Consider the following 26428-nt stretch of genomic DNA (forward strand, 5'->3'; position numbering starts at 1 on the left):
GTCGGCGACCAGTCGGTCTTCGTCTGCGCGACCTTGTGGGACCCGCCGCTGCGTGGACCGGTGTTGCCCCAGCACGCGACAGGCGCGTCTCTCGGAAACGTTCAGCTGGTTGCGTACATGGTTAATACAAGCACGGCGACGAGCGGGGCTCAGTAGTTTCCCTTGGCCGCCTCCGCGAGGATCAGTTTGTCCAACGTCAGATCTGAAACCGCGCGTCTCAACCGCTCGTTTTCTTTCTGAAGCCGCTTCAGTTCTTTCAACTGATCTACACCCATTCCGCCGTACTTCTTTCGCCAGCGGTAATAGGTTTGTTCAACAACGCCGATCTGTCTGATCGCATCAAGACGGGACATGCCTTGCCCCATCAGAATTTCAACCTGCCGTAACTTCAAGACAATCTCTTCGGGCTTCGGTCTCTTGTCTGCCATTCTTAGTCCTCCGTTTCCTGAACATAACGGTGGACCCGTTCAGTTGGGGAGGCTCAGGCTGGAGCGTATGGGCGTCCCAATCTCAGAAGATTCCAAAATGCGCAAATAGCGCCATTCCAAACTGGACTTCCGACGCGCCAAGAGCGTCACTGTTGCCACGCCTGGCAGGATCATCCCGGGCGCATCTCGGTACCAGGGCCAGCATAACGCTGGCCCGGAGAACCGAGGAGCAAACATGTCCACATCCAAATCGACACCCCCGCGCGAGACCAAGTCCGCAATCCTGCGCAAACTGCTGAGCCGCAAGGCCGGCGCGGATCTGACCACTCTGCAATCCGCCACCGGCTGGCAGCCGCATTCCGTCCGGGCTGCGATGAGCGGGCTTAGGAAGGCCGGATACACGATCAACCGCGCGGACCCCGCCAAACCCGGCGCTGGCGCCGTCTACCGCATCACCAGCGGCCCGGAGAGCGCGACATGAAGCTCTCCCTCGCCGAGATCGAGACCATGGACCGGGCGGCGCTGAGCGCCGCCTGGGACGCGGTCTTTGGCACACCGGTCCCGAAGCGCCTCAGCAGCCCGTTCCTGCGCCGGTATCTGGCCTTCGAGGTGCAGGTAAATGAACGCGGCGGATTGCCCAAGGGCTTTGTCGGCAAGCTGCAGAAAGCGGTCCGCGACGACCGGGGTACCAGCAGCCCCGCCCTGAAGCCAGGAGGGCGCCTGATCCGGGAATGGAATGGCGTGACCCATGTGGTCGATGTCATCGACGGTGGCTTCGTCTGGAATGGTCAGCGTTATGCGTCGCTGTCGCCGATCGCCCGGGCCATCACCGGGGCCCGGTGGTCCGGGCCGCGCTTCTTCGGCCTGAGGAAGGTGCCCTGACCATGAACAAACCGCGGATCCGCTGTGCCATTTACACGCGCAAATCCTCCGACGAGGGGCTCGACCAGGACTTCAATTCGCTGGACGCACAAGCCGAAGCCTGTGCCGCCTATATCGCCAGCCAACGGCACGAGGGCTGGGTTGCGGGCAAGACACGCTACGATGACGGCGGCATATCCGGCGGAACGCTTGATCGGCCTGCCCTCCAGCGCCTGCTGGCCGACATCGAGGCGGGGCTCGTTCAGATGGTGGTGGTCTACAAGATCGACCGTCTCACCCGTTCCCTTGCCGACTTCGCCAAATTGGTCGAGCGCTTCGATGCGGCCGGTTGTTCCTTCGTCTCAGTCACCCAAGCCTTCAACACGGCCTCATCCATGGGTCGACTGACCCTGAACGTGCTTTTGTCCTTTGCCCAGTTCGAGCGCGAGGTTACGGCCGAACGGATCCGGGACAAGATCGCGGCCTCCAAGAAGAAGGGGCTTTGGATGGGTGGCGTGCCGCCGCTCGGGTACAATCCGCATCCAGATCCTAAGACCCGCGGTCTCATCATCAACGCGGATGAGGCAGAAACCGTCCGGACGATCTTTGCCCTCTACGACGAGCTCGGCTGCCTGAACGCCGTCATGCGCCGAGCCAATAAGTTGGGCCTGCGATCTAAGCTTCACCGTTTCAAATCCGGGCGGATCCAAGGCGGCAATCCGTTGTCGCGTGGCCAGATCTATGCGCTCCTGCGCAACCCGATCTACATCGGCAAGATCCGCCACAAGGCCCGGGTTTGGGATGGGCAGCATGAGCTGATCGTGGACGAGGCCCTATGGGACCGGGTCCAGTCGAAGCTGAAGGCCGCCAGTGCACGACCGCGGGGCCAAAGAGGCACCGGGGATCATTCCGGCGCGACCCGCGTCGCTCCGCTGGCGGGCAAGCTGCGCGACGACACCGGCGACAGGCTGACCCCGACACATACCCGGCGTCATGGCCGGCAGATCCGGTACTATGTCTCGAACCGGTTAATCTCCGGCGGCCCAGATCCCGCTGGATGGCGGCTGCCCGCAGCCGCGCTGGAGCAGGCGGTGGCGGAAACCGTTGCCAACCACCTCGTCGCTCTCGCCCGCGACCACCGGATCTGTGCAGAAGAGGACCTACAGCGGGGCAACGCCGTCAGGGACAGGGTGCGCCACCTCGCCGATCGACTCACAAGCGGCACGCCTAGTCTCCTCGCCGCGCTTTTGGCCGAGGGTTGCGTCGGGAAGAACCGCATCGTCCTAAGGCTGCAGGCCAAGGCGCTCGCCGAAGCACTCGATCTCTATCGGAAGGCGATAAATCCGTCAGGCCTCTCGATTGAGGCCCCCTTCGCCCTTCGGCGTCGGGGCGTGGAAGGCAAGATCGTCGTCGGGGAGCGTGCGCGACAGCCCGATCGCACGCTGCTGCGCGCCCTCTCCCAGGCCCATGCCTGGGTGGCCGATCTGCGCGGAGGCAAGCCCCTCGGCGAGATCGCCGCCGCAACACGGCATTCCGAATCCTACATCCGCACCCGGGCGCAACTGGCGTTCCTGGCGCCTGCCATCCAAGGCGCTGTCCTCGAGGGGCGCCAGCCTGCCGACCTGACGCTCGAACGGATCATCCGCAAACCCGTGCCGCTGGACTGGGACGCGCAGGTCAGGTTGTACGGGTTCGAGCCCAACGCAGGGTATCCCTGATCTGCGGGCCGCGGTCCCTGTTCCCGCGGAAAACTTCCCTGATAATGGCGAAAAAGTTCCCTGTTAATTTGCTTAGGGAATTCTTGCGTAACTCATTGATAAATTGAGAGGATTTAGTGGGAAGAATTGCTCACAAGGCTGAAACTTGAAGAATTTCCCTGTAAATTCCCTGTTAGCAGGGAAATTTGGCGCTAACCGAAGCGCGTGTTGGTGCCTCCGGAGACGTTGAGAGGAAATCGCTCCAGCTCAAGGGATTACGATCGTCTCTCTGGCAGATGGCATAACCCAAGCGCCCGGAAAAACGGGAGAAAACCGGGAAAGAAAGACTGTCCTGACAGAGATAGGGGTGGGTGGCGGAGACGAAGGGATTCGAACCCTCGAGACGGTTTCCCGCCTACTCCCTTAGCAGGGGAGCGCCTTCGACCACTCGGCCACGTCTCCGCTGGCGGGTATATCCTCGCCTGCGCACCAGATACAAGGCGATTTTCCTGCGCGTCGCTAATTTTCTGAAAACAGGCACTCATTTGATATTTGAAGCTGGGTCACACACGATAACCCGGCAGAGCTTTGCTTGCCCGATATGCGCACAAGTTAATGAAAAACCTGCAAAAAGTCAGAATACTTGCCAAAAGCACGATGTTTAAGGCATATTTGGTCAGACATATTTTAAGCGATATCAATAAAAAGACTGATTTTTCAGAGGTTCAAACCGGGCAGTGAGCACATCGCTCGCGACATAATCTATTTGGGGGAATAGACGCTTGGCCTGGTTCAGAGTTGTTTACGTTATTCTTTGTGTGTCTCTTATGCCTGTCCAGGCGATTGCAAATATCGGGACGGTTATCGGAGTTAAGCAAGGCGCCAAGATCACACGCGCCGGAAATTCACAGCCATTGACATCGGGAATGGAAGTCGTCTCGGGCGACGCAATATCCACGGATGGCAATGGTTTGGTCCAGTTGGTTTTTGTCGATGAGACGAAGATCGCGATCGGCCCGAATGCCAGCATGGTTCTGGACGTGACGATGTTGCGCGGCAACCGCAAGGCCAAATCATTTGCGGTACAGGCACTCGGCGGCAGCTTTCGGTTCATCTCGGGCAAGAGCAAGAAACGGGCCTATTCGATCCGAACACCAACAGCGACGATGGCCGTTCGCGGAACCACGTTTGATATGTGGGTTGTCCCCGGCAGCCAGAGCGCCATGCTGGTGCTGGAAGGCAATGTTGAAATGTGCAGCCTGACCGGAAGCTGTCGCGCGACGGGGCGGCAGTGCAGCTTGTTCGCCACAAGCGAACGCGGAAATGTCGGTCGTCCTGTGGATCAAGAACAGTATGAGCTGGCTTTGAACAATGGGTTTCCCTTCATTCAGTCTCAGGAAAACCTGCTCAGCCCGTTGCAGATCGACATTGGCGGTTGCGCCGGAGAGCTTGCGCCGGTCCCGGTCCTGAAATCTGATGCTCAGTTTCGAACACCTGTAAGGCAGCGTAGGGCAGCATTCCGTGAAACGCGCCGCAATGACCCCCCTGCCCCTGAACCCCGGTCGCCTGAGCCGCCTGCGTCAGAACCGCCAGCATCTGAACCACCTGCGCCAGAACCACCGGCACCCGAGCCGCCCGCACCCGAGCCGCCTGCGCCGGAACCTCCGGCACCTGAACCCGAAACCAAGACAAATCGGTCCGGCCATGGGGATGGCAGCAATCCCGGAGGGCAAACCAGAAATTCACGCGGCTTTGGCAATCCCGGAAAGGGCAAAGGCCCGGGGAACGGAAAGGGCAAAGGTAAAGGCAATCAAGCAGCGCGTTAACATGGGCATAGCCCACTGACTTCGGAGGTTAACGTGACCGTGAAGCCCAAGGAAAAGGTTATCCGCCGACGCGGTTTTCGGCTGGTGGGTTTGGGCCTGATCCTGATCGGCTGTTTCATCAGGGTCATGGATCCTTATCCCGTGCGGATGACGCGGCTGATCTATTTTGACCTTCTTCAACGCGCCATGCCCAGAGAGTACAACCCGGATCTGCCCGTTCGGGTTTTGGACATCGACGAAAAATCGCTGGCGAATTGGGGTCAATGGCCATGGCCCCGGACCTTATTGGCTCAGATGGTTGAAAACCTGGGGGAATACGGCGCCGCGGCCATTGCGTTCGATATGCTCTTTGCTGAACCGGACAGGTACTCTCCGGTTCGGTTGTTGCACGATCCGGCGCTCGCCGGTGTGGTGACGGTCGAAGATCGCGCGCAAAAGTTGGATTATGACGTGCTGTTCGGATTGGAAGTTGCCAATTGGCCCGTGGTCATGGGGACGGCAGCGCGACTGTCTGACGAAGGCAATCAGGTTACCCCGGCGGCAGGCATCATTGAAATTGGAGAAAACCCAACCGCTGGTTTGATCTCGGTCCCCTATTGGACACCGATCGCCGCCCCGCTTGATCGCAGCGCGGCCGGGATCGGCGGCGTCAACGTCTCACCCTTGGGGGGTACGGGAATCGTGCGGCGGGTTCCAGTTTTATGGGGCGGTCCAAGCGGGCCAATGCCCGGTCTGGGGATCGAAGCCTTAAGGGTCGCCATCGGCGCGCCCTTTATCCTTGCCGAAGGCGCATCCGACGAAGAAGGCATCATGCTTGCGGTCGAACTGGGGGATTTTCAGCTGCCAACCACCGAGAACGGCGAAGTTTGGATCAGATACAGACACGACCAGCCAGAGCTGTACCTGTCCGCCGACACAGTGATGCAGAACCCGGATGATCCCGAACTGAGGGCTCAAATCGAAGGCCGGATTATTCTGATCGGGACATCTGCGGCTGGTCTGTTCGATATGCACCAGACGTCATTGGGGGAATCCGTTCCCGGCGTGTCGATCCATGCCCAGATGCTGGAACAGATCATCACGGGGGAAATGCTCAGCCGGTCTGACGTGACCGCCGCGCTCGAGCTTTTGTCCTTTGTCCTGCTTGGCCTGATTGTGATCGCGGTCATGTCCAGCTTTGGCGCGGTCGCCTCATTCGTCGCCGGTGGCGCGGCGGCAGGTGTGGTCTTGGGCACCAGTTGGCTGGCCTTTCAGAACCAGCTTGTCCTGTTCGATGTGACATTCCCCTTGATGGGCGGCATGGCCAATTTTGGCATGCTTGCCGGTTACCTGTTCGTTTCGACCGAGCGGGAAAAACGGGAAATCCGACAGGTCTTTTCGCACTATGTCGCCCCCGAGATTCTGGATGAGATGGAAGTGTCGGGTCACAGGCTGCAACTGGGCGGTGAAACGCAGGAAATCACCGTCATGTTCTCGGACATCCGGGGGTTCACGCCTTTGTCGGAATCCGTGTCAGCCACCGATCTGGTCGCGTTGTTGAACGAGCTGTTCTCGCAGGTGGGCGATCAGATCCTGAAGGAAAGAGGGACAATTGACAAATTCATCGGTGACGCAGTGATGGCGTTCTGGAACGCACCCCTGCCCGTTGAAGATCACCCCTGCCGGGCAGCCCGTGCCGCCCTGTTGATGCGGAAAGCTCTGACAGATTTCAACGACTCGGACGTAATGCGGGGCAGACCACCGATCGCATTGGCGACGGGCTGCGCCACGGGTCAGGCCTGTGTGGGCAATATCGGATCGCGCAGCCGGTTCAACTATACCGTCATAGGAGACGTCGTGAACGTCGCGGCGCGGATCGAACAAAGTTGCCGACATGTCGAATACGATATTCTGGTCTCAAGCTCGGTGCACCGCCTTGCCCGGCAGGATCTGGCGATGCTTGAGGCTGGTTTCGTCGACCTCAAGGGTAAATCCGATCTCGAAGCGGTCTACGCACTGGTTGGCGACAAGACAGTGCTCGACAGTCCCGAATTTGAAAAACTGTCAATGGCACACGGTGATCTGGTTGCTGCCATGCGAGACCGCCAATCCCATGTGCGGATCGAAAAGATGTGCCATCGCTGCGCGGCGATGGCCGTGGACATCGAACCCGGCCTTCAACGCTTTTATCTTTCGCTGCCGGGACGGGCGGCGGACTTCCGGTCGGACGTCCAATCAAACCAAGTGGTATTCAGCCATCATGGTCGGGAAAGGCAGCCATCCGCATAGCGTGCGGTCTGTTACCCGTTCCTCAAATCTACATTCGACCCGTTTGTGGTCTACTCAACCTGAACCAACGTGTTTTCGATAAGGAAATGCGCTGCGGGCTCCAGTTGTTCCGTCGACAAAATCGAACGAAGCTCGGGGTTCAATATGTCCGTGTCCCAGGATTTCGCAGCAAGGGCAATCCACACGGCAAGCGATGAATTCTGCTGCAACTCGCGTTTGAATGTTTCCAATATCTGCGCCTGAAACTCTGACCGGGCTGTACCGGACTCCGTCAGCGCTCGGATCAGGTCGCGTTTCATGTCCTGGGTCAGGCTCTGCTGTTTCAGGGATGCCCCAATAGCCTCGATCGCGGCAGCACCATCAACTTCTATCCCCGCAAGCGCCCAGTCATAAAGGTTCAGGTCACCAGCCGCCAACGCCCGCTGGTAGCGTGTTCTGACGGCGGCTTTGGCCGCCGGGTCTGACTGAAGACCCAACAACCGGATCACAGCAGGCGCGTAGGCCAGCCGGTTCACAGACTGCAATTCCTGCAGCAACGCGGCAGTAGACCCTCGATCGCGTAATTGCCGGACCGTTGAATAGGGCGCGCGATGAATTTCGATCAACGCCGCGTTTCGAAGCAACGCATCCTCATGCCCAAGATACGCCCCGAAAAAGGCGACGCGCGTGGGATCATCGGTCTTTCCAAAGGTCCAGGACGCGCCTTGATGACGTATCGCCGCCACGAACTCTGCGCGCGCGGCCGTCATCAGGAAGCCTTTGCTCCAGCCGGTGGACAGGCTGCGCCCGGCCTTGTCCGGATACCCCGCACCATAAATCATCAGCACCCGTCTGCCCGGATCGGCGCGAAACGCGGATCTGGTCACGCTGTCGACCAGAAAGGGTATATCCGGCAGGTCGGAAAGCTGTTCGGCCGTGCCCCTCAGAACTGAAACGGGGGAATACCTGAACGGGTTGTCCAACGTCGGTGCAGCCAGAACGACAATACGGGCCGATAATATGCGATCGGCCAGTGAATATTCCGGCAGTGTTGTGCAAACCGGGCACGCCGCCACTGGGCGCGGCCCAGCCAGACTGCCGACCAGAAACACCAAAGCCAATATTGCAACCAGCACCGAGCGCACCAATACCCCTTTCATTCCGAAGGTATTCAGAGGCCAGACTACCTGAACGCCACGCGTATTGCGAATGACCTCAGCTCGGCAGAGGGAAATTCCCGCGCCCTAGACCCTCACATCAGGTCATTCTCGACATCTTCAGCCGAGATACCCAACGCATCCAGACCATTCTCAAGGTGGTCCGACAGGTGCGGCGTTCCGATCAGATAGTCCGCACACGGAGTGGACGATTCGGCCTTGGCGGTTGCGATGGCTTCGGCCAGATCTTCGGCAAAAAAGCTCTCGCGCCCGATCCACATGACGGCAACCAGTTCGGCCTGTTCATCCTCGCTCATCCGGTCGATGAAAGCGCGCAATTCGCCCTCGGCCCGGTCCAATTCGCGCCCCATCATGGCAACCTGAGCGACTTTTCTTGCCGAGATTTCCAACATGACCCAACTCCTTCGTGTTCGCGGTTTCAAATCTACCACAAACACGCGACCGGACCTGAGTCTTTGATCTTACGCAAACAACCCAGGCTTATGGCTCACGGACGCGCGAGACTGCATGATCAGGGACAGGAGCGGAACGAAACGGGCGAAACCGGGCCTTTTTCAGTTTCAATTTCAACGCCTGCCACAGGATCAGGGCAAACGCACGCCGCGCGCCAAACGGTCTGCGTATCAGCGACCAAAGGATCGTCCGGTCCGTCAGCGCAGCACGCGGGCCGGTAAGCGTGGCAATCAGCCCGCCATTCTCGCGCCCGTAATCTATCCAGACGCCAACCCTGTCCGCACGGAAGTCAAATCGGAATGTATACGTCCCTTCGATCTTCTGGAACGGTGACACATGCATCAGCTTGTCCGCCACGATCCGGTCCGACGGTTGAATCGGCGCAAAGTTTGGATTGTGGCACAGATAGCTGTGGCGCGTGCCGTAGGTATTGGTCACCTCGGCCACAACAGCATAAAGTACGTCTTCCCCGTCAAAGCAAAACCAGAAGCTGACCGGGTTGAACACGTGGCCGAAAACGCGCGGTTGGGTCAATAGCATGATCCGGTTCGGCTGCGTAACACCGAGGTCATGAAACTGCTCGCGCAGCCAAGCGGCACCGCGCCCTTTGCCGGGCTCACCGCCGTGATCACGATCCCGCCAATTCGTCACGTTTACACCGTTGACGGTAAACAACGCGGGCGTGGGACCGGTATTTTCCGGGTCCAGCAGGATGTAGTCGACCGAATAGCGAAAGGCGTTTTCTATCGCCCCTTTCCGCCCGTGATACGTATGCCCTGCAATGTGATCGACCCGGTTCATGCGGCCTTTTCCAATCTTTCTGTAAACCGTTCAAACGGCGGCCTTTTCCCTAGACCTTATACAGGTATTCTACGAAGCGAATGCCCATATGGATTATTATTTGCCGCAGAAAGTGATCCGCCTTGGGCAGGCCCGCGTAATGTGGTTATGTTTACCGAGATCGATACCGCGAGCTTGGATGAACCGGTGGCCGACGGGCCCCTAGCAAAAACCTGGCACGCGAAGGAACGTATCAGGGGCAGGCCGGTGAACGAAGCAAACGGCAGTTGCAATACCAGGACCGAGTGGGTTGAACACGTGACCCGCATTCGGGATGCGCAGGATCAGGCGGCCTTTGCCGAACTGTTCCAGTACTTTGCGCCACGCATCAAGGCGTTCCTGATCAAATCGGGGTCGGATGCGGCGATGGCCGAGGAATGCGCGCAAGAGGTGATGGCGACCTTGTGGCACAAGGCGCATCTGTTCGACCCCTCGCGCGCGACCGTGGCCACTTGGGTCTTCACGATCGCACGGAACAAACGCATTGACGTTTTGCGCAAGCAACGGCGACCAGAACCCGAAGATCTGGGTTGGGGTCCCGAGGCGGAACCGGAACAGCATGACGTCCTTGCGTTACAACAGGAAACCGCGCAATTGCGCGACGCATTATCGGCGTTGCCAGAGGCGCAGAGAGAACTGATCGAAAAGGCGTATTTCGGCGACCTGAGTCACCGAGAGATTGCGTCTCAGACCGGGTTGCCCCTGGGAACGATCAAATCACGTATACGGCTGGCGCTGGACCGCTTGCGCCACGCGATGAACTGAGATGATGACGATGAGCAACAAGATCAAACATCACCTGACAGATGACCTGCTGATGGCCTATGCCGCAGGCGGTCTGCCAGAAGCATTCGACCTGATGGTCGCAACGCATCTGTCGTTGTGCGACCACTGCCGCGCGCGCGCCGAAAGTTTTGAGGCCGTTGGCGGGTGTGTCTTGCAGGATCAGGATGACAGCGCGGCGCTCAGCGACGGGTCGCTGGCCGCGACCATGGCGCTGATCGCCAAGGGTGCGCCGGTGGCCAAGGCTGCGCGTCCCGGCTGTTCCGTGCTTCCCGCTCCGCTGCAGGATTATGTGGGTGGAGACGTAAATGACATCCAGTGGCGCGCGATTGGAATGGGGGTCAAACAGGCGATCCTGCCCACAACACGCGAAGCCACAGCCAGATTGCTGTTTATCCCGGCAGGGGCCGCCGTGCCTGATCACAGTCACAATGGCATGGAATTGACGATGGTCCTGCAAGGGGCTTTCTCGGATGAAGTCGACCACTTTGCGCGCGGCGATGTCGAAATTGCGGATGAAGACCTGCACCACACGCCAACGGCCGATATCTCTGAGGATTGCATATGCCTGGCCGTGACGGATGCACCGTTGAAGTTCAGCAAGCTGATGCCACGCCTGTTCCAGCCCTTTCTTCGCATCTGACCTGAGCAGCGGTTTTGTGCTATACTGAGACTTCGACCCTACAATCGGAGGATGTAGTCATGAAAGCACTTGCCCTGACGCTTGCCTGTATCGGGTTCGCCACATCTGCCAATGCACAGAGCGTTGCCGACGTGAAGTTCGAGACGGGCAACTATGGCACGATGGTCAACGGAACCGTTACGGGCAACGAGTATTTCGACTACCGATTGGGTGCAAAAGCCGGGCAGGAACTGTTCGCCGAACTTCAGGTCAGCGACACCAACGGGTATGGTGTAATCTACTTTAACGTCCTGCCGCCGGGCAGTGACGGCGCAGCAATCTATAACGGGTCCATCAACGGAAATACCGCGCGGGTTGAGCTGCCAGAGGACGGGGATTACACGATCCGCGTCTACCTCATGGGCAATGACCGGGATACCGACAAGACGGTTGGATACAATCTGGATCTTTCGATCCAGTAGCGCTTAAGCCTCACTTTTCCCAAGCGGCACCACGTTGGCGTGATCGTCCGGCGCGAGTTCCTCGAAATCGAAATTGTCCAGGCGCTGCGCGCGACGCCCGGCTTTTTCGGCGCTGATCTTGATGTCCGAGATATCCTTGGCCGCCTGTCCAAAGTGACGGTCCAGATTGGCCACGCGGTCGCCCAGCCGTTCAACATCCTTGTGCAGCATCCCCAATTCCTTGCGGATGGCCCCCGCCTGTTCCCGCATCCGCGCGTCTTTTAGGATCGCGCGCATGGTGTTCAGCGTCGCCATGCAGGTGGTGGGCGAAACGATCCAAACGCGCGCAGCAAATCCGTCGCGGACCACATCGGGCAGACGCGCATGCAACTCGGCATAGATCGCCTCGGATGGAACGAACATCAGCGCGCCATCGGCGGTTTCGCCATCCAGAATGTATTTTTCCGAAATCGCCTTGATGTGGACCTTCACAGCGGCGCCAAACGCTTTCAGGCACCGTTCGACATCGGCTTTGGTCTGAGCCGCCGCCAGCGCCTCGAAATCCTCCAACGGAAATTTCGCGTCAATGACAATGGGTCCGGGCGGGTTGGGCAGATGAATCAGGCAATCCGCGCGCTTGCCGTTCGACAAGGTGGCTTGCAGCGAATAGCTGTCGGCGGGCAGCGCCTTGGACACGATATCGTTCAACTGAATCTCACCGAACATCCCGCGTCGTTGCTTGTTCGACAGGATATCCTGCAACGACAGCACATCGCCCGACAGTTTGGTGATATTGTCCTGCGCCTTGTCTATGGCCGCCAGCCGTTCCTGCAATTGCGTCAGCGAGGTCGCGGTCTGTTTCGACGACCCATGCAATGTTTCCTTCATCCGCTCCTGCATCTCGGCCAGCGCACGGGCGGATTTCATCGCATTGTCCGCCAGCCGGTCATTCATCTGCTGCTGGACCGAGGAAAGCCGCGCCTCGACCGTCTGGATCACCTGCACCTGCGCATTGGCCTGCGTGTCCGAGACATGCTGAAGGCCACCACGCAACTGCTCCTGCCCTTGACCCAACTGCTGCACATTCTGTCCCAGATGCGCCATCTGCCGCGCCAACGGCTCTGCCATCCGCGCCGAGCGGTTGGCGGCACGCAATGACAGGAACAACAACAGCAGGATCAGCGTAACAATGCCGCCGCCAATCAGGATCACGGGGTCGTTCAATGCAATTTGTGTGCCAGCAATCTCGATCATGTCGCCTCGAATGTTCTTGTTTTATTCTTCTTACCGCGCAGCACGCGTGGGATCAACTGCGTCCGAACAGGCGTTCGATATCAGCCAGTTTCAGTTCCACATAAGTTGGCCGCCCATGGTTGCACTGGCCGGAATGGGGCGTCGCCTCCATCTCGCGCAGCAGGGCGTTCATCTCCTCGGCTCGCATCCGACGGCCCGACCGGACCGAACCATGACAGGCTACGCGGCTCAGGATCGCTTCGATCCGCGCCTGCACGGTCTGGCTTTCGCCCTGATCGGCGAGCTCATCCAGAATATCCAGGATCATCGCGCGCGCATTGACCTCGCCCAGAATCGCAGGCGTTTCGCGCACGGCAATAGCGCCGCCGCCAAAAGGTTCCAGCGTCAGGCCAAGGCGTGAAAGGTCATCGGCCACGGCCATCAGGCGGGCGCAATCGCTTTCGGAAAGTTCGACAATCTCTGGGATCAGCAGCGCCTGCGCAGCCACGCCGTTCTCAGCCATCTGACGTTTGAGTTTTTCATAAACCAGACGTTCATGCGCCGCGTGTTGGTCCACGATCACCATACCGTCGGCGGTTTGGGCAATGATGTAGTTCTCATGCACCTGACCGCGCGCCGCGCCCAACGGCAAGTCCTGCGCCGGGGGCTCTTCTGTGACCACGGGCGCAGGTTCGACAACGCTGCCGCTGTAATCCTGCGACAGTTCGGCAAACCCCGGAGCCTGCGCTTGATAAGCCACCTGTCGCGCAGCAAGCGAGGGCCGGTCCATCTGATACACCCGCGCCGGAGCGGGTTGCGCAGGTTCGGGCTTCATCGCGCCCAAGGTCGCGTTTGCCACGGTCGAGGATGCCCGATGCCCAGCCTCGGCCAGCGCATGCCGCAGGGCCGAAACGATCAACCCACGCGCCTCGCCGGGATCGCGAAACCGAACCTCGGACTTCGCGGGGTGGACATTCACATCGACCAGCGTCGGGTCACAGTCGATGAACAAAGCCGCTGCCGGGTGGCGGTCGCGGCTGAGGAAATCGAAATACGCCGCCCGCAGCGCCCCGGTCAGCATCTTGTCGCGCACCGGACGGCCATTGACGAACAGATACTGCGCCACCGCCGCGCCCCTCGAATAGGTCGGCAGGGCGGCATACCCATAGAGGCGTATCCCCTCGCGCGTGGCGTCGATCTGCAAGGCGTTCTCGGCAAATTCACGCCCGATCACGCGGGCAAGCCGGGCGTGTAGCGCATCGAACAGGTCGCCATTCTCGCGGTCGGCGCGGAAGGTCACGCGCCCCTCACCCCCGCCCAAGACATCGCGCAGGGTGAAGGTGGTCGCAGGCTCTGCCATGGCCAGCCGCTTGACGGTGTCAGTGATCGCCTGCGCCTCGGCCCGGTCGGTGCGCATGAATTTCAGGCGCGCGGGCGTGGCAAAGAACAGGTCGCGCAGTTCAACCACCGTACCCGCGCGGAGAGCGGCGGGTTTCACGGCCCCCATCTTGCCGCCCGCGACATGGATCGAAGCGGCGTCATCCCCTGCAACGCGGCTGGTGATCGTCAGCCGTCCCACTGCGCCCAGTGACGGCAGCGCCTCGCCCCGGAACCCGAAAGTATGGATGTTCAGCAGGTCCGACCCGTCGATTTTGGATGTCGCATGACGAGACAGCGCCAGTGGCAAATCCTTGCCGGAAATCCCGCAGCCATCATCGGTGACGCGAATCAGCGTCTTGCCGCCGTCTGCGATATCTATGGCAATGCGTGTTGATCCCGCGTCGATTGCGTTCTCAACCAACTCTTTCACGGCAGAGGCTGGACGCTCGATCACCTCACCGGCCGCGATGCGATTGATCGCAGCATCGTCGAGTTGCCGAATGACTGGCCGAGTTTCGCTGATATTGGGGTTCGCTTGCGCCATACCCCAAGACCTAGCACAACCGCACACGATTCTGCCACAGGTTTGGGGCTTGAATTTCAGGAAGGCGAGGGGGCGTTCGAACAATCGCGTCGCGTCTAAGAGAGGCGGCGACAATCGCCGCGATTGTCCGAACGAACCGTTGTGAGTGGTGGACGTTCTTTAGCAATGTGAGGTTCGTAGCACGAAGAAACGCGTGTGACTCTTAAACTCTGGCCGGGGTCATTTGGTGGGCGGAGATCAGCCGAAAGTCCGTATTCGCACGTAGCAAGATCACGCCTAGTCAAGCCGCGCCGGGCGCGCCGGTCCGCGTTCGGCAAGGGCCCCAGATCGCAGCGCAGGCAAGGATCAGGCCGGAAACCGTCGCGATCATTCCCGCGGCGCTTACGGCATCAACAGCGCCCAGCCACAACGGGCCGTAGCCCGCAAGCACATAGCCCGCGACAGCCGAGATGACTGCAAAAACGATGCTCCATCCGATCTGGGTTTCCAATCGGTTGGTCATCATGCGCGCCGCCGCCGGGGGGCAAATGAACATCGCGATCACGATGATCGACCCTACGGCATCAAACGCGGCAACAGCCGCAATCGCCGCGACAATCACCAAAGCCATGCCCAGCGCTCCGGTCCGGATACCGATCGTTCGGGCAAATCCTTCGTCGAAGGTAGAGATCTTTAGCGGTCGCCAGAACAGCCAAGTGAACAAGCAGACACCGGCCAAGGTCAGCGCGATACGGGGCAATTCAGGCGGCAATCCCGCCAACGCCTGAAGATCCCACACAGACGCCCATCCTACCGCGTCCAACCAGATCAGGCTTTCAAGATTTCCATACAATGCGTGTTCGACGTCCAAATGAACGGTCGATGTGTCGGTTTGCTCCAGCAACAGCACCCCGGCCGCAAACATGGTGGTAAAGACAACCCCCATTGCGGCACCGGTTTCAATCTGGCCCAGCCTGCGGATCGCCTCGATCATGATGACCGCCACCACCGCAGCGCCTGCCGCGCCCAGCATCATGGGCCAAGTCGAAATCGCTCCGGTCAGCAGAAAGGCCACAACGATACCGGGCAAAACAACGTGGCTGATTGCATCCCCGATCAGGGCCTGTTTGCGCAACACCAGAAAATTGCCCGGCAAGGCGCAGGCGACGGCTGCAAAAGTTCCGATCAGCATCGGTGTCAGGGACAGGGGAACGAATTCTTCTCCGCTCATGGGGTCACTCCCTGCGGGCCGCCGATCTGACGGTCGATTTCGATGATCTGATCCCGGGTCAGGACGGTCTCAATGTCACGTAACCCGTCATACAGTGCGGCTGTGGCCTCGTGCGCCTGATCCGCCCGGACGATCTCCCATCGTTTTTCGTCACGCAGCGCCTTTGCAGCGCGCGCCCTGCCCGCCTCGGTCGCAACGCCATCGGCCCGCACCAGCCCGGCGCTGCGTAACAGGCGGAGTGTTAGCGGTTCGTAGATTTTTTGCCCCTGCGCCAGCGCCAAAAGCCCTTGTCGAATATGGACCCTGCGTTGGAACCTGAGATGCCGCAAGACAGCCGCCAAAACCCCCCGCACCGGCGCAAGCAATAAGGACACTGCAAACAGGGCGAAGCTGACCAGAACAATGATCGGACCGGTTGGCAGATTGGGGGCCGAGGCCGACAGCGCCGCTCCCAGATATCCCGAAAGCCCTCCGGTCAGCCCGGCCAGCAGCACAACACGTTCCGACCGCTCGGTCCAGAAACGCGCGGCAACGGGCGGGATGATCAGCAGGGCAACGATCAGGATCAACCCGACGATTTTCAGCCCCACAACCGTCACGGCCATGACCAGCCCCATCATCGCAAGGTCAATGCGATGCACTGCAAGCCCACGGGCCGCCGCATATTCGGCGTCAAACGCCACCAGCGTCATGGGGCGGCGAATGATCATCACCAATGCCAGTGTCGCCGCGCCCCCGACCGCGATGATCAGGGCGTCAGCCCACAACATGCCCGCCGTCGAGCCCAGCAGGAACCCTTCCAGCCCCGCCTGACGGCCCATTCCCATTGTCTGAATCACCGTCAGCAGCACGATACCAAATCCAAAGAACACAGACAGGACCGCGCCGATCGCAGCGTCCTCGGCCAGCCTTGTGTGCCGGGTCAGCCAGTTCATGCACAGCAGGCCCACCCATGCGGACAGGGCAGAGCCAACCAGCAAGCCTATCAGGTTGCGACCATCGCCCCCAAGCGCAACCAAAACCATAAAGGCCAGACACACACCCGGCAGGGTCGCATGGCTGATCGCGTCGCTGACAAGCGCCCGTTTTCTCAGAAACAGAAATGTTCCGGTGACCCCCGCCGATACGCCCAGCAAGGTCGCACCGATGGCGACCAGCGTGGCGTTATAGCCAAGCTGCAGGGTCAGGGCATCCCAAAGCATGTTTACCCCAGCGCGCGTGAGATCTGGTCGATCTGAGCGGTGGCAAGACGGCCTCCATACGCCGATTGCAGCGTTTCGGCGGTGAACGCCTTGGCCACCGGGCCTTCGGCCACTTTGCGCGTGTTGATCAGGAAGACGTGGTCGAAATAATCAGTGACGGTCGCCAGATCGTGATGCACGGCGACAACTGTCTTGCCTGATGTTTTCAGGTCCTTCAGCACGGCTATGATGGCCTTCTCGGTGGCCGCATCAACGCCTGCAAATGGCTCGTCCAGCAGGTAAAGCTCCGCGTCCTGAGCCAAGGCGCGTGCCAGAAAAACGCGCTGTTGCTGGCCACCCGACAACTGACCGATCTGGCGATCGGCAAAGTCGCGCATTCCTACCCGGTGCAGACAGTCCATCGCCCGCGACATGTGACGGGACCGAACCCGGCCGAGAAGCCCCAACTGAGCAGACAATCCCATCAGCACCACGTCGATCACACGGGTCGGAAAATCCCAGTCGACACTGGCCCGCTGCGGGACATAGGCGATCCGCTCACGCTGTTTGTCCAGCGGCCTGCCAAACACCGTCACCTGACCGGACAAGGGCGAGACAATGCCCAAAGCTGCCTTTAGCAGGGTGGACTTGCCCGCGCCGTTAGGCCCGATGATCGCAGTCATCGCGCCCGGCTGAACCGTCATATCCACCGAAAAAACCGCAGGTTTCTGGCCGTATGAGACCGTCAGACCCCGGATCGCCAACGGGCTGTCGTCAAGGCTGTTCTCTGATATCGAAAGACCCTGATCAGCGGCCATCTCCAGCATCACTCAAAACCCCGCAGACAGCTTTCCGTTCATGCCGCGGTCAGGCACATCCGCGCCCAACGCCCCGGCAATCACGGTGATATTGTGATCCAGCATCCCGACATAGGTGCCTTCGTAAGTTCCAGGCTCGCCCATGGCGTCCGAGTAAAGCTCGCCGCCGACGCCAACCTCATGGCCCCGTGCAGCGGCACCCTCAATCAAGGCGCGCATTGACCGGTCAGAAACCGAGCTTTCGACGAAGACCGCCGTAAGCTGCTGGTCGACCAGCGTGTCGACCAATTCTCCGATCCGGTTCAGACCGGCCTCGGACTGGGTTGATATCCCCTGAATGCCCATCACCTCATAGCCATATTCCGCCCCGAAATAGCCAAACGCATCATGCGCCGTAACCAGCACGCGGTTGTTTTCGGGGACAGAGGCAAGGGCCTCAGCAGCATAGACTTCCAACTGTTCAATCTCAGCCAGATGTTCCTGAGCGTTACTTGCAAAAAGGTCAGCAGCCTCAGGGCGTGCTTCGGTCAGGGCCGCCTGCACCTCGACCACCACGTCGCGCCACAGGGCCGGGCTCATCCAGACATGCGGGTCGAACTTGTCGGCGTAGTCGTCATGCGCCCGCAACTTTGAGGGGTCGACCCCTTCGGCCACCGCCACGACGGAGCGTTTGCGGCCCAGATCGTGGAAGAAATCCTCCATCTGCGCCTCAAGGTACAGCCCGTGCCACAGGATCAGATCGGCGCGGGTCATGGCAACGATATCGCTACGGGTCTGACGATAGGCATGCGGGTCCACGCCCGGACCCATCAGGCCTTTGACGTCGACCTCATCGCCCCCAACCTGGCGAACGGCGTCAGCAATCATACCCGTGGTTGCCACCACCTTCAGCGGTGCCTCGGCCCATGCCGTAACGGGCAGTGCAGCGGCAAATGCCAGCGCTGCAATAAAGGTACGACGAATCATAATGTGACCCCGGCTTTCTATCCCCTTAAGCCCGAATATGCGAACCATTCGCAACTAAGTCAACGCTATTGCGAATTATTCGCAAGAAAAGCCTCTATTTTTGTCCATTTGGTCAAAAAAATTGCCCTAAGCCAGTCGGCACGCCTTCCATTTAGGCGCAACCCGTGCGATTTTGGCGCAAACTTCCCAAAGGATGTGAAGATGGATACGCAGAGCTCAGACAGCCCCGTGCGCACCGCGCATCTGCCGCAAGTGACCGAACCTCGGAACCCCGGAATGGATCTGGATCTCGATTGGGTTCGGGGGGTTCAGGCCAACACCTCGGCAATCGAGCGCCGCGCCGCGACCTTGCCGGGTCGACGGTCGGTGAAAAAAGACTATCAGGCCGCGTGGCTGCTGAAGGCGATCACGATGATCGACCTGACAACGCTGTCCGGTGATGACACTGTGGGGCGCGTGCGCCGTCTGTGTGCCAAGGCCCGTCAACCGGTCGCCCCCGCGCTGTTGCAGGCGATGGATATGCCGCCGATCACCACAGGCGCCGTCTGCGTCTATCATGATATGGTCGAAACCGCTGTAGATGCGCTGAAAGGCACCGGCATCCCGGTGGCTGCCGTCTCAACCGGTTTTCCGGCGGGTTTGTCGCCTTTTCACCTGCGTGTGGCCGAGATTGAAGAAAGCGTCAAAGCAGGGGCCGAGGAAATCGACATCGTCATCTCTCGCCGTCACGTCCTGTCGGGGGATTGGCAGGCATTGTATGATGAGATGAAGGCGTTCCGAACCGCCTGCGGTGATGCGCACGTCAAAGCCATCCTCGCGACCGGAGAGCTGGGTAGCCTGCGCAATGTCGCCCGTGCCTCGGTCGTGTGCATGATGGCGGGGGCGGATTTCATCAAGACGTCGACCGGCAAGGAAAGCGTCAACGCGACGCTGCCCGTTACCCTCGTGATGATCCGCGCGATCCGCGATTATTATGACCGCACCGGCTATCGCGTCGGCTACAAACCTGCGGGCGGGATTTCCAAGGCGAAAGACGCGCTGGTCTACCTGTCGCTGATCAAGGATGAGCTGGGCGACCGCTGGCTGGAACCGGACCTGTTCCGCTTTGGCGCGTCCTCGCTGCTGGGCGATATCGAGCGGCAGTTAGAACATTATGTCACCGGGGCGTACTCGGCTGGCTACCGCCACTCCATGGGCTGAGGAAAGAACAATGACAGTCAAAGAGATTTTCGAGACCATGGAGTATGGCCCCGCCCCCGAAAGCGCTGCTGAGGCTTTGGCATGGCTGGTCGATCAGGGTGGCAAGTTCGGCCACTACATTGACGGTGCCTTCACCAAGCCGGGCAAGGGCTTCGAAAGCCGCAATCCGGCGACCGGAGAGGTTCTGGCCAAGCTGACCCAAGCCAAGCAAGGCGACGTGGACGCCGCCGTTTCCGCCGCCCGCAAAGCCCAGCCCAAGTGGGAAAAGCTGGGCGGTGCTGGCCGTGCGCGATACCTCTATGCCATTGCCCGGCTGTTGCAGAAGCATTCGCGCCTGTTCGCGGTGCTGGAAAGCCTCGACAATGGCAAGCCGATCCGGGAATCACGCGACATCGACATCCCTCTGGTCCAGCGGCATTTCTACTATCACGCGGGCATGGCGCAATTGATGGAGAGCGAGTTGCCCGACGCGCAGGCTTTGGGTGTGTGCGGTCAGATCATCCCGTGGAATTTCCCCCTGCTGATGCTGGCGTGGAAAGTGGCCCCGGCCCTGGCGATGGGGAACACGGTCATTCTGAAACCCGCCGAATATACCTCGCTGACCGCGCTGCTATTTGCCGATATCTGTTCACAAGCCGGGCTGCCCAAGGGCGTGGTCAACATCGTCACCGGCGACGGTGAGGTGGGCGAGATGATCGTCGCCTCGGATGTGGACAAGATCGCCTTTACCGGCTCAACCGTTGTGGGGCGGCGCATCCGCGAAGCGACGGCGGGTTCAGGCAAGGAATTGACGTTGGAACTGGGCGGCAAGTCCGCATACATCGTCTTTGACGATGCCGATATTGATTCAGCCATCGAAGGGCTGGTTGATGCGATCTGGTTCAATCAGGGTCAGGTCTGCTGTGCAGGCTCGCGTCTTCTGGTGCAGGAAGGGATCGCTGATCGCTTTCATGCCAAGCTGCGCGCGCGGATGGACAACCTGCGCATTGGCGACCCGCTGGACAAATGCATCGACGTCGGCGCGGTCGTGGACCCGGTTCAGTTGCAGACCATCAAGGGAATGGTCGAAAGCAACACCGCAGGTGACCTCTACCAAGCCGATTGCGCGCTGCCCAAGAATGGTTGCTACTACCCGCCAACGCTGATTTCGGGGCTGGAAACCTCGGACCCGCTGATGCAGGAGGAAATCTTTGGCCCGGTTCTGGTGTCGTCCACCTTCCGCACCCCGTCCGAGGCGGTCGAGCTGGCCAATAACACCCGCTATGGGCTGGCCGCGACGGTCTGGACCGAGAATGTGAACCTCGCGCTGGACATCGCACCGAAATTGGTTGCAGGCGTGGTCTGGGTGAATGCCACCAACCTGTTCGATGCCGCTGCCGGTTTTGGTGGCGTGCGCGAAAGCGGGTTCGGGCGTGAAGGCGGCTGGGAAGGTCTGACCGCCTATACCAAGCCCAAGGGCAAGACCAAGGCGCTGACGAAACTTGACGCCACCACCGGCGAGGGCGCGCCAGTCGATCCAATCGACCGTACTGCAAAAATGTATGTTGGCGGCAAGCAGGCGCGGCCCGATGGCGGCTATTCCAAGCCCATTTGGGGCAAATCCGGCCTGTTGGGGCATGTGGGTCTGGCAAACCGCAAGGACGTACGTAACGCGGTCGAGGCTGCGGCGGGCGCAAAAGGCTGGTCCAAGACAACAGGCCACCTCAGGGCGCAGATCCTGTATTATATTGGCGAAAACCTCTCAGCCCGAGCGGATGAGTTCGCCACTCGGATCGACGCCATGACGGGCGGCAAAACCGGCGCATCTGAGGTTGAGGCCTCGATTCAGCGCCTGTTCACTGCCGCAGCATGGGCAGACAAGTATGACGGTCAGGTGCATGGCGTCCCGATCCGGGGCGTCGCGATTGCGATGAAAGAACCCGTGGGCGTGATCGGCGCGCTGTGCGCGGATGAGGCACCTTTGCTGGGTCTGGTATCGGCCATGGCACCGGCGATTGCGATGGGCAACCGGGTGGTGCTGGCCGCGTCCGAGCCCTATCCGCTGGCTGCCACGGATTTCTACCAGATCCTTGAAACCTCGGACGTGCCCGCAGGCGTGGTCAACATCCTGACCGGAAGTCATGCGGAACTGGCGAAACCGCTGGCGTCGCATCTGAACGTGGATGCAGTCTGGTCGTTCTCGTCCACGGACCTGTCAAAAGAGATCGAGGTCGTCTCGGCCGGAAACCTCAAACGCACCTGGGTCAACAACGCCAAGGCAACCGATTGGAACGTGGATCACACGCGCCGGTTCCTGCAGGCGGCGACCGAGGTCAAGAACATCTGGGTGCCCTACGGCGAATAGGGCGCGCGGCCCGCGGTCCGGCCTGTTCATCTTACGCAGGCGAAAGCCTGCTCATGCGTGAACATGTTGTGACGCGGGTCACATACAAGTTCACTACCCTGTCTCAGTGTAAGGCCCATTCAATTCCAGAATGGGCCTTTTTCATGCTGAATTTTCCGACAGATATTCCAACGTCCCTTCAACTGGTCACGATGGTGGGCGTGTTCGGGGCGGGGCTGTATATCCTGAACTACTTTTTACTGCAGGTCGGCATCGTCCGGGGTAACGGCGTGCTATACCCTGTTCTGGTCATTGTGGCGGCTGGCTGCGTGCTGATCAGCATGGCGGAGGAGTTTAATCTGGCCGGGGCGATCATCCAGATGTCCTATATCGCGATCTCGGTCATCGGACTGCTGCGCGGATACCTCTCGCGCCATTTGGTGCGCTTTTCAGAGGCCGAGCGACAATTCATCTCTCAACACCTGCACTCGCTCAAACCCCATCAGGCCCGCAGATTGCTGAACACGGCTGCGATACAGGATTTTGATAACGGAGATATCATGATCGAAGAAGGTGAGACGACCGACTTTCTGGGATTTGTCCTGAAAGGGCGCACAACGGTTCTGAAAGACGGACAGGTGATCAATCAATGCGGCGCCAATGAGATTTTGGGAGAGCTGACCTTCAGCCTCGGTCTGCCTGCGACGGCCACGGTAATCGCCACGGAACCCACAACTTGCCTGGTATTCGACGACCGCCGCCTGTCCCGGCTGCTGCGGCGAAACCGGCATATCGACGACGCACTGAAAGCCGCGCATTTCAGGCATGCGCGGCAAAAGCTGTTGAACAGCAACAAACACACATTGCAGGCCCAGAAGCGGCCCACGGCAGCCTGAACTTTAGCCGTCCAGACCTTCGGGTTTGCCGACGACCGTGAAGTGCAGACCTTCGGGGTCCAGCAGCTCTGACGCGACACGATTCACGTCTTCCAGCGTCACCGCGTTCACCTTGTCGTTGCGGGTCGAGATATAGTCGATCGGCAGGTCATCCATCTGCATCCCGACCATGATGCTGGCAATCTGACCGTTCCCGTCAAACCGCAGCGGGTACGCACCCGTCAGATAGGTCTTGGCATCATCCAGCTCTTTCTGTGTGACGCCCTCGGACGCCGCGCGCGCCCATTCGTTTCGGATCACGTCAACCGCCTCGGCGATGCGGTCGTTTGAGGACGACACCGACCCCAGGTAAACCGACGCTAGATCCTTGGGGACAAGATAGGTTGCCACGCCATAAGTCAGCCCGCGCTTTTCACGCACTTCCTGCATCAGACGGCTTTCAAACCCGCCTCCGCCCAGAATGTGGTTCAGAACAAACGCCGCAAAGAAATCGGGATCATCGCGATCAATGCCCGCATGTCCGAACAGAGCAACCGACTGAGGGGTGTCGAATTCGACAACACTGATGCCGCCGGGGATCGACACTTCGGCACGGTCCGGAATGGGTTTTCCTGTTTCGGGCAGATCGGCCAGCAATTTGTCCAACAACGCACCCAACTCATCCGCAGTGATATCGCCGACCGCGCCTACATAGAGCCGATCTTTCGCAAACACGTTCTCAAAGGCTGAAACGACGTCGTCGCGGGTCAGGGCCGTCACGCTGTCAATAGTGCCTTTCCCCTCGGACCCATAAGGATGGTCCCCATAGGCCATACGCGCAAAATTGCGCCCTGCGATGTCATTTGGGTCTGTCTGGTCCGAGCGCAGGCCCGACAGGACCTGCCCCCTGACACGATCAACGGCATCCTGATCGAACCGGGGTTCGTGGAGCGTGGTGTGCAGCAGATCAATCACGTCATCCCGGTTTTCGGTCAGAAACTGCGCCGAGACCGAAACCGTATCATCGCCCGCATTATAGCTGAACGAAGCCGCCAGCGATTCCAATTCGCGCGCATAGGTGCGGGAATCCATGTCCCCGGCCCCTTCTTCGATCAGGCCGCTCATCAGATATGTGGCCCCGCGCTTGTCGGGATCATCTAAAGACGTACCGCCGCGAAAGCGCAGCTCCAGCGCGGTGAACGGAATCGAGTGATCTTCAACAAGCCAAGCCGTGATCCCACCGGGTGAGGTGACCTCCTGAATCTCGATCTCGGCCCAAGCGGGCAACGCGATGACAAATGCGATCAGGGTTGCGAATATCCGTTTCATTGCGTCACCTCGTCGTCACGCATCAGCCAGCCGGTTACAGAGGATTCCGGCTGCAAGACCTCTCGGGCGGCTGCGATAATCTCGTCGCCGGTCACAGCCTGAAGGATATCGGGCCACGCCTGCACATCCTCGACCGTCAACCCGCTGGTCAGGGCGCGGCCATACCGGTTGCCAATACCGTCCACATTGTCGCGCGCATACGTTTGCGAGGCGCGAAGCTGCATCTTGATGCGGTCCAGATCCTCTTGGTTCACTCCTTCGGCAATAAAGTCGGCCACGGCCTGATCCATTGAATCTTCGGCCTCTTGCAGGGACACGCCCTGCGCGGGGACGACCAACAGATCAAAGGTCGTGTCGTCCAGGGACACTCCACGGTAGAACGCGGTCGTATAAATGGCCTTTTGTTCCTCGAACTGCAGCTTTTCACTCAGATAGGACGTGTTCCCGCCCCCCAGCAATTCTGCCAGCAGGAACAGCGCAGCCGCCTTTTCCTGCGCGCCGGGGTCACGCTCGGGCGCGAGGTAGCTGCGCTGGACATAGGGCTGCGACACGCGCGCATCCTTATAGATCAGGCGACGTTCAGCGGTTTGCGGCGGTTCCTGGGATCGCACCCGTTCGGGCAGGTCAGGGTTGGCTGGGATCACACCATAATACTGATCCGCCAGTGCTTTGACCTCATCGGGTTGCACATCGCCGGTGACCACAAGGATCGCGTTATTTGGCGCATAATGGGTCTGGTAGAAGGACAGCGCATCGTCCATGTCCAGCGTTTCCATCTCGTGCCGCCAACCGATGATCGGAACACCATAGCGGTGGTTCAGGTACTGAACGGCATTCATCTGCTCGCCAAACAGGGCGCGCGGGTTGTTTTCGGTACGCTGGTTGCGTTCTTCTATGATCACGTCACGCTCGGTGCGGATATCTTCGTCGGACAAGCGGATGTTGCGCATCCGGTCCGCTTCCATCTGCATCATCAATTCCAGCCTGTCGGCTGCAACGCGCTGATAATAAGCGGTATAGTCATAGGACGTGAACGCGTTGTCATTGCCGCCATTGGCTGCAACGGTCGCCGAAAACTCACCCGGTGCAAGCGTATCGGTCCCCTTGAACAGCAAATGCTCGAGGAAATGAGCCACACCGGACGAGCCAATCGGCTCATCCGCTGAACCTGCGCGATACCAGACCATATGCTGCACCACAGGGGCGCGGTGATCTTCGATCACCACGACATCCATGCCGTTGTCCAGCGTAAAGGTCGTGACCGCCTCAAGGCCATCTTCGGCAAAAACCGGTGTGGCGGCGATCAGGGCGGCCGACAATGCCAGGGCCCGAACCATGGGGCATCCTCCGTTTCGTTCTTTGATCTTCAAACTACGGTGGTGCGGCGCGGGTTCAAGGCCGATGACGAAAAGTTAAGGATTATTCATCGACCGGCGGTGACGAGGGCGTTTCGATCCCCGCACGGCGCGCGGCTTCGTTCTGAATGTCCGCATCAAGGGCTTGGCGGCGATAGATTTGCGAGTACCGGTCGACCTTGAACAGACGCAATCTGGTAAAGCGGCCCTGCTTTTTGCGGAACGCGGCATCTTCGCTGTCGACGACCTGCCGGGTGTTCGCTGGCACACCATAGCGGCTGGACGCTGTCACAAGCGCCCCATCCGATGACGGGATCGGCGTGTTTGGATTCAACGCCGCCGCATTCCCCCCCAGCGCCACAACTGCGTCCGCATTGGGCGTCGGGTCGGTCAGATTGCCCCCGCCGGGAGTCGGCGCAGGCAGAAACTGATAATCCTTCGGCTGTGTCAGCGGCTTGACCGGCAGGACCGAGAATTCATCCGGACCCGGGCCGGGCGCTTCAAGATGGCGCAAGCCAATGTCAGAGCATCCCGCCGTCGCAACGGCCAATGTCACTGCAATTATGGAACGCGGCAACCGCATCGAAGTCTCCAGCCTGTTTGAGGGGCTTTTATCGC

General features: G+C 59.9%; 23 protein-coding genes, 1 tRNA gene and 1 pseudogene. 11 read left to right on the forward strand and 14 right to left on the reverse strand.

The genetic code is table 11. The annotated features are described in order from the left end of the window. A pseudogene (locus ACR0MS_RS06585) lies at nucleotides 1–428 on the reverse strand (transposase); the annotation flags it as partial. A gap of 235 nt (nucleotides 429–663) precedes the next feature. Between ACR0MS_RS06585 and ACR0MS_RS06590 the strand changes: the two are divergent. The 3 genes from ACR0MS_RS06590 to ACR0MS_RS06600 are packed head-to-tail and all read left to right on the forward strand — an operon-like array spanning nucleotide 664 to nucleotide 3007. Continuing rightward, nucleotides 664–909 (forward strand): DUF3489 domain-containing protein, encoded by a 246-nt coding sequence (locus ACR0MS_RS06590; RefSeq protein ID WP_480571937.1) that lies wholly within the window; start codon nucleotides 664–666, stop codon nucleotides 907–909. Beyond that, entirely contained in the window at nucleotides 906–1310 is a 405-nt protein-coding gene (locus ACR0MS_RS06595; RefSeq protein ID WP_480571934.1) for a DUF2924 domain-containing protein, read from the forward strand. Before ACR0MS_RS06590 ends, ACR0MS_RS06595 begins: the two co-directional genes overlap by 4 nt. 2 nt (nucleotides 1311–1312) lie before the next feature. After that, a complete protein-coding gene (locus ACR0MS_RS06600) occupies nucleotides 1313–3007 on the forward strand; it encodes a recombinase family protein (RefSeq protein WP_480571931.1) in 1695 nt (564 codons plus the stop codon). A gap of 351 nt (nucleotides 3008–3358) precedes the next feature. Here ACR0MS_RS06600 and ACR0MS_RS06605 read toward each other — a convergent pair. After that, nucleotides 3359–3448, reverse strand: a tRNA-Ser gene (locus tag ACR0MS_RS06605). Between the two features lie 464 nt (nucleotides 3449–3912). Between ACR0MS_RS06605 and ACR0MS_RS06610 the strand changes: the two genes are divergently transcribed. Further along, complete coding sequence (locus tag ACR0MS_RS06610; protein ID WP_480571928.1) at nucleotides 3913–4812, forward strand: FecR family protein; 900 nt, start codon at nucleotides 3913–3915, stop codon at nucleotides 4810–4812. A gap of 33 nt (nucleotides 4813–4845) precedes the next feature. Continuing rightward, nucleotides 4846–7080: a CHASE2 domain-containing protein gene (locus tag ACR0MS_RS06615; protein ID WP_480571925.1), complete on the forward strand. Its 2235-nt coding sequence runs from the start codon at nucleotides 4846–4848 to the stop codon at nucleotides 7078–7080. Between the two features lie 50 nt (nucleotides 7081–7130). On the opposite strand, the gene ACR0MS_RS06620 is transcribed toward ACR0MS_RS06615, so the two are convergent. The 3 genes from ACR0MS_RS06620 to ACR0MS_RS06630 all read right to left on the reverse strand — a co-directional run bounded on the left by ACR0MS_RS06620 (nucleotide 7131) and on the right by ACR0MS_RS06630 (nucleotide 9491). Further along, entirely contained in the window at nucleotides 7131–8219 is a 1089-nt protein-coding gene (locus ACR0MS_RS06620; protein WP_480571922.1) for a hypothetical protein, read from the reverse strand. 92 nt (nucleotides 8220–8311) lie between these two features. Next, on the reverse strand, nucleotides 8312–8629 hold the full coding sequence (locus ACR0MS_RS06625; protein ID WP_480571919.1) for a DUF3775 domain-containing protein: 318 nt from the start codon (nucleotides 8627–8629) through the stop codon (nucleotides 8312–8314). Between the two features lie 88 nt (nucleotides 8630–8717). After that, nucleotides 8718–9491 carry a DUF1365 domain-containing protein gene (locus ACR0MS_RS06630; RefSeq protein ID WP_480571916.1) on the reverse strand — a complete coding sequence of 258 codons (774 nt, stop codon included), beginning with the start codon at nucleotides 9489–9491 and terminating at the stop codon, nucleotides 8718–8720. A 147-nt stretch (nucleotides 9492–9638) separates the two neighbouring features. Between ACR0MS_RS06630 and ACR0MS_RS06635 the strand changes: the two genes are divergently transcribed. Genes ACR0MS_RS06635 through ACR0MS_RS06645 form a run of 3 tightly spaced genes read left to right on the forward strand, consistent with a single transcriptional unit; the run spans nucleotide 9639 to nucleotide 11417 of the window. Further along, nucleotides 9639–10295, forward strand: a complete 657-nt coding sequence (locus tag ACR0MS_RS06635; protein ID WP_480571913.1) for a sigma-70 family RNA polymerase sigma factor — start codon at nucleotides 9639–9641, stop codon at nucleotides 10293–10295. Between the two features lie 10 nt (nucleotides 10296–10305). After that, nucleotides 10306–10956, forward strand: a complete 651-nt coding sequence (locus ACR0MS_RS06640) for a ChrR family anti-sigma-E factor (RefSeq protein WP_480571910.1) — start codon at nucleotides 10306–10308, stop codon at nucleotides 10954–10956. Nucleotides 10957–11015: 59 nt separating this feature from the next. Beyond that, the gene (locus tag ACR0MS_RS06645; protein WP_480571907.1) at nucleotides 11016–11417 is read left to right on the forward strand and encodes a hypothetical protein; all 402 of its coding nucleotides are present in this window, start codon (nucleotides 11016–11018) and stop codon (nucleotides 11415–11417) included. A 3-nt stretch (nucleotides 11418–11420) separates the two neighbouring features. Here the strand turns inward: ACR0MS_RS06645 and ACR0MS_RS06650 are convergent, their stop codons facing one another. From ACR0MS_RS06650 to ACR0MS_RS06675, 6 genes are all read right to left on the reverse strand, one after another. Continuing rightward, on the reverse strand, nucleotides 11421–12650 hold the full coding sequence (locus ACR0MS_RS06650) for a DNA recombination protein RmuC (protein ID WP_480571904.1): 1230 nt from the start codon (nucleotides 12648–12650) through the stop codon (nucleotides 11421–11423). 52 nt (nucleotides 12651–12702) lie between these two features. After that, the gene (gene mutL, locus ACR0MS_RS06655; protein WP_480571901.1) at nucleotides 12703–14553 is read right to left on the reverse strand and encodes a DNA mismatch repair endonuclease MutL; all 1851 of its coding nucleotides are present in this window, start codon (nucleotides 14551–14553) and stop codon (nucleotides 12703–12705) included. A 280-nt stretch (nucleotides 14554–14833) separates the two neighbouring features. After that, nucleotides 14834–15763: a metal ABC transporter permease gene (locus ACR0MS_RS06660; protein WP_480571898.1), complete on the reverse strand. Its 930-nt coding sequence runs from the start codon at nucleotides 15761–15763 to the stop codon at nucleotides 14834–14836. Beyond that, a complete protein-coding gene (locus ACR0MS_RS06665) occupies nucleotides 15760–16965 on the reverse strand; it encodes a metal ABC transporter permease (protein WP_480571895.1) in 1206 nt (401 codons plus the stop codon). The genes ACR0MS_RS06660 and ACR0MS_RS06665 overlap by 4 nt, the downstream gene beginning before the upstream one ends. Nucleotides 16966–16967: 2 nt before the next feature. Further along, complete coding sequence (locus ACR0MS_RS06670) at nucleotides 16968–17771, reverse strand: metal ABC transporter ATP-binding protein (protein WP_480571979.1); 804 nt, start codon at nucleotides 17769–17771, stop codon at nucleotides 16968–16970. Nucleotides 17772–17774: 3 nt separating this feature from the next. Further along, nucleotides 17775–18728, reverse strand: coding sequence for a metal ABC transporter solute-binding protein, Zn/Mn family (locus ACR0MS_RS06675; protein WP_480571892.1), 954 nt, complete (start codon nucleotides 18726–18728; stop codon nucleotides 17775–17777). Between the two features lie 201 nt (nucleotides 18729–18929). Between ACR0MS_RS06675 and deoC the strand changes: the two genes are divergently transcribed. The 3 genes from deoC (at nucleotide 18930) to ACR0MS_RS06690 (ending at nucleotide 23147) form a co-directional block, all read left to right on the forward strand. Continuing rightward, a complete protein-coding gene (gene deoC, locus ACR0MS_RS06680) occupies nucleotides 18930–19928 on the forward strand; it encodes a deoxyribose-phosphate aldolase (RefSeq protein WP_480571889.1) in 999 nt (332 codons plus the stop codon). Nucleotides 19929–19938: 10 nt separating this feature from the next. Next, nucleotides 19939–22272 (forward strand): aldehyde dehydrogenase family protein, encoded by a 2334-nt coding sequence (locus tag ACR0MS_RS06685; RefSeq protein ID WP_480571887.1) that lies wholly within the window; start codon nucleotides 19939–19941, stop codon nucleotides 22270–22272. A gap of 143 nt (nucleotides 22273–22415) precedes the next feature. Beyond that, on the forward strand, nucleotides 22416–23147 hold the full coding sequence (locus ACR0MS_RS06690; RefSeq protein WP_480571884.1) for a Crp/Fnr family transcriptional regulator: 732 nt from the start codon (nucleotides 22416–22418) through the stop codon (nucleotides 23145–23147). 3 nt (nucleotides 23148–23150) lie between these two features. On the opposite strand, the gene ACR0MS_RS06695 is transcribed toward ACR0MS_RS06690, so the two are convergent. The 3 genes from ACR0MS_RS06695 to ACR0MS_RS06705 form a co-directional block, all read right to left on the reverse strand. Continuing rightward, nucleotides 23151–24455 carry a M16 family metallopeptidase gene (locus tag ACR0MS_RS06695; protein ID WP_480571881.1) on the reverse strand — a complete coding sequence of 435 codons (1305 nt, stop codon included), beginning with the start codon at nucleotides 24453–24455 and terminating at the stop codon, nucleotides 23151–23153. After that, nucleotides 24452–25792, reverse strand: a complete 1341-nt coding sequence (locus ACR0MS_RS06700; protein ID WP_480571878.1) for a M16 family metallopeptidase — start codon at nucleotides 25790–25792, stop codon at nucleotides 24452–24454. The genes ACR0MS_RS06695 and ACR0MS_RS06700 overlap by 4 nt, the downstream gene beginning before the upstream one ends. Before the next feature lie 82 nt (nucleotides 25793–25874). Next, entirely contained in the window at nucleotides 25875–26393 is a 519-nt protein-coding gene (locus ACR0MS_RS06705) for a DUF3035 domain-containing protein (protein ID WP_480571875.1), read from the reverse strand. Nucleotides 26394–26428 lie beyond the last annotated feature (35 nt).

This window comes from Ruegeria sp. CJ2 (genome assembly GCF_056536745.1).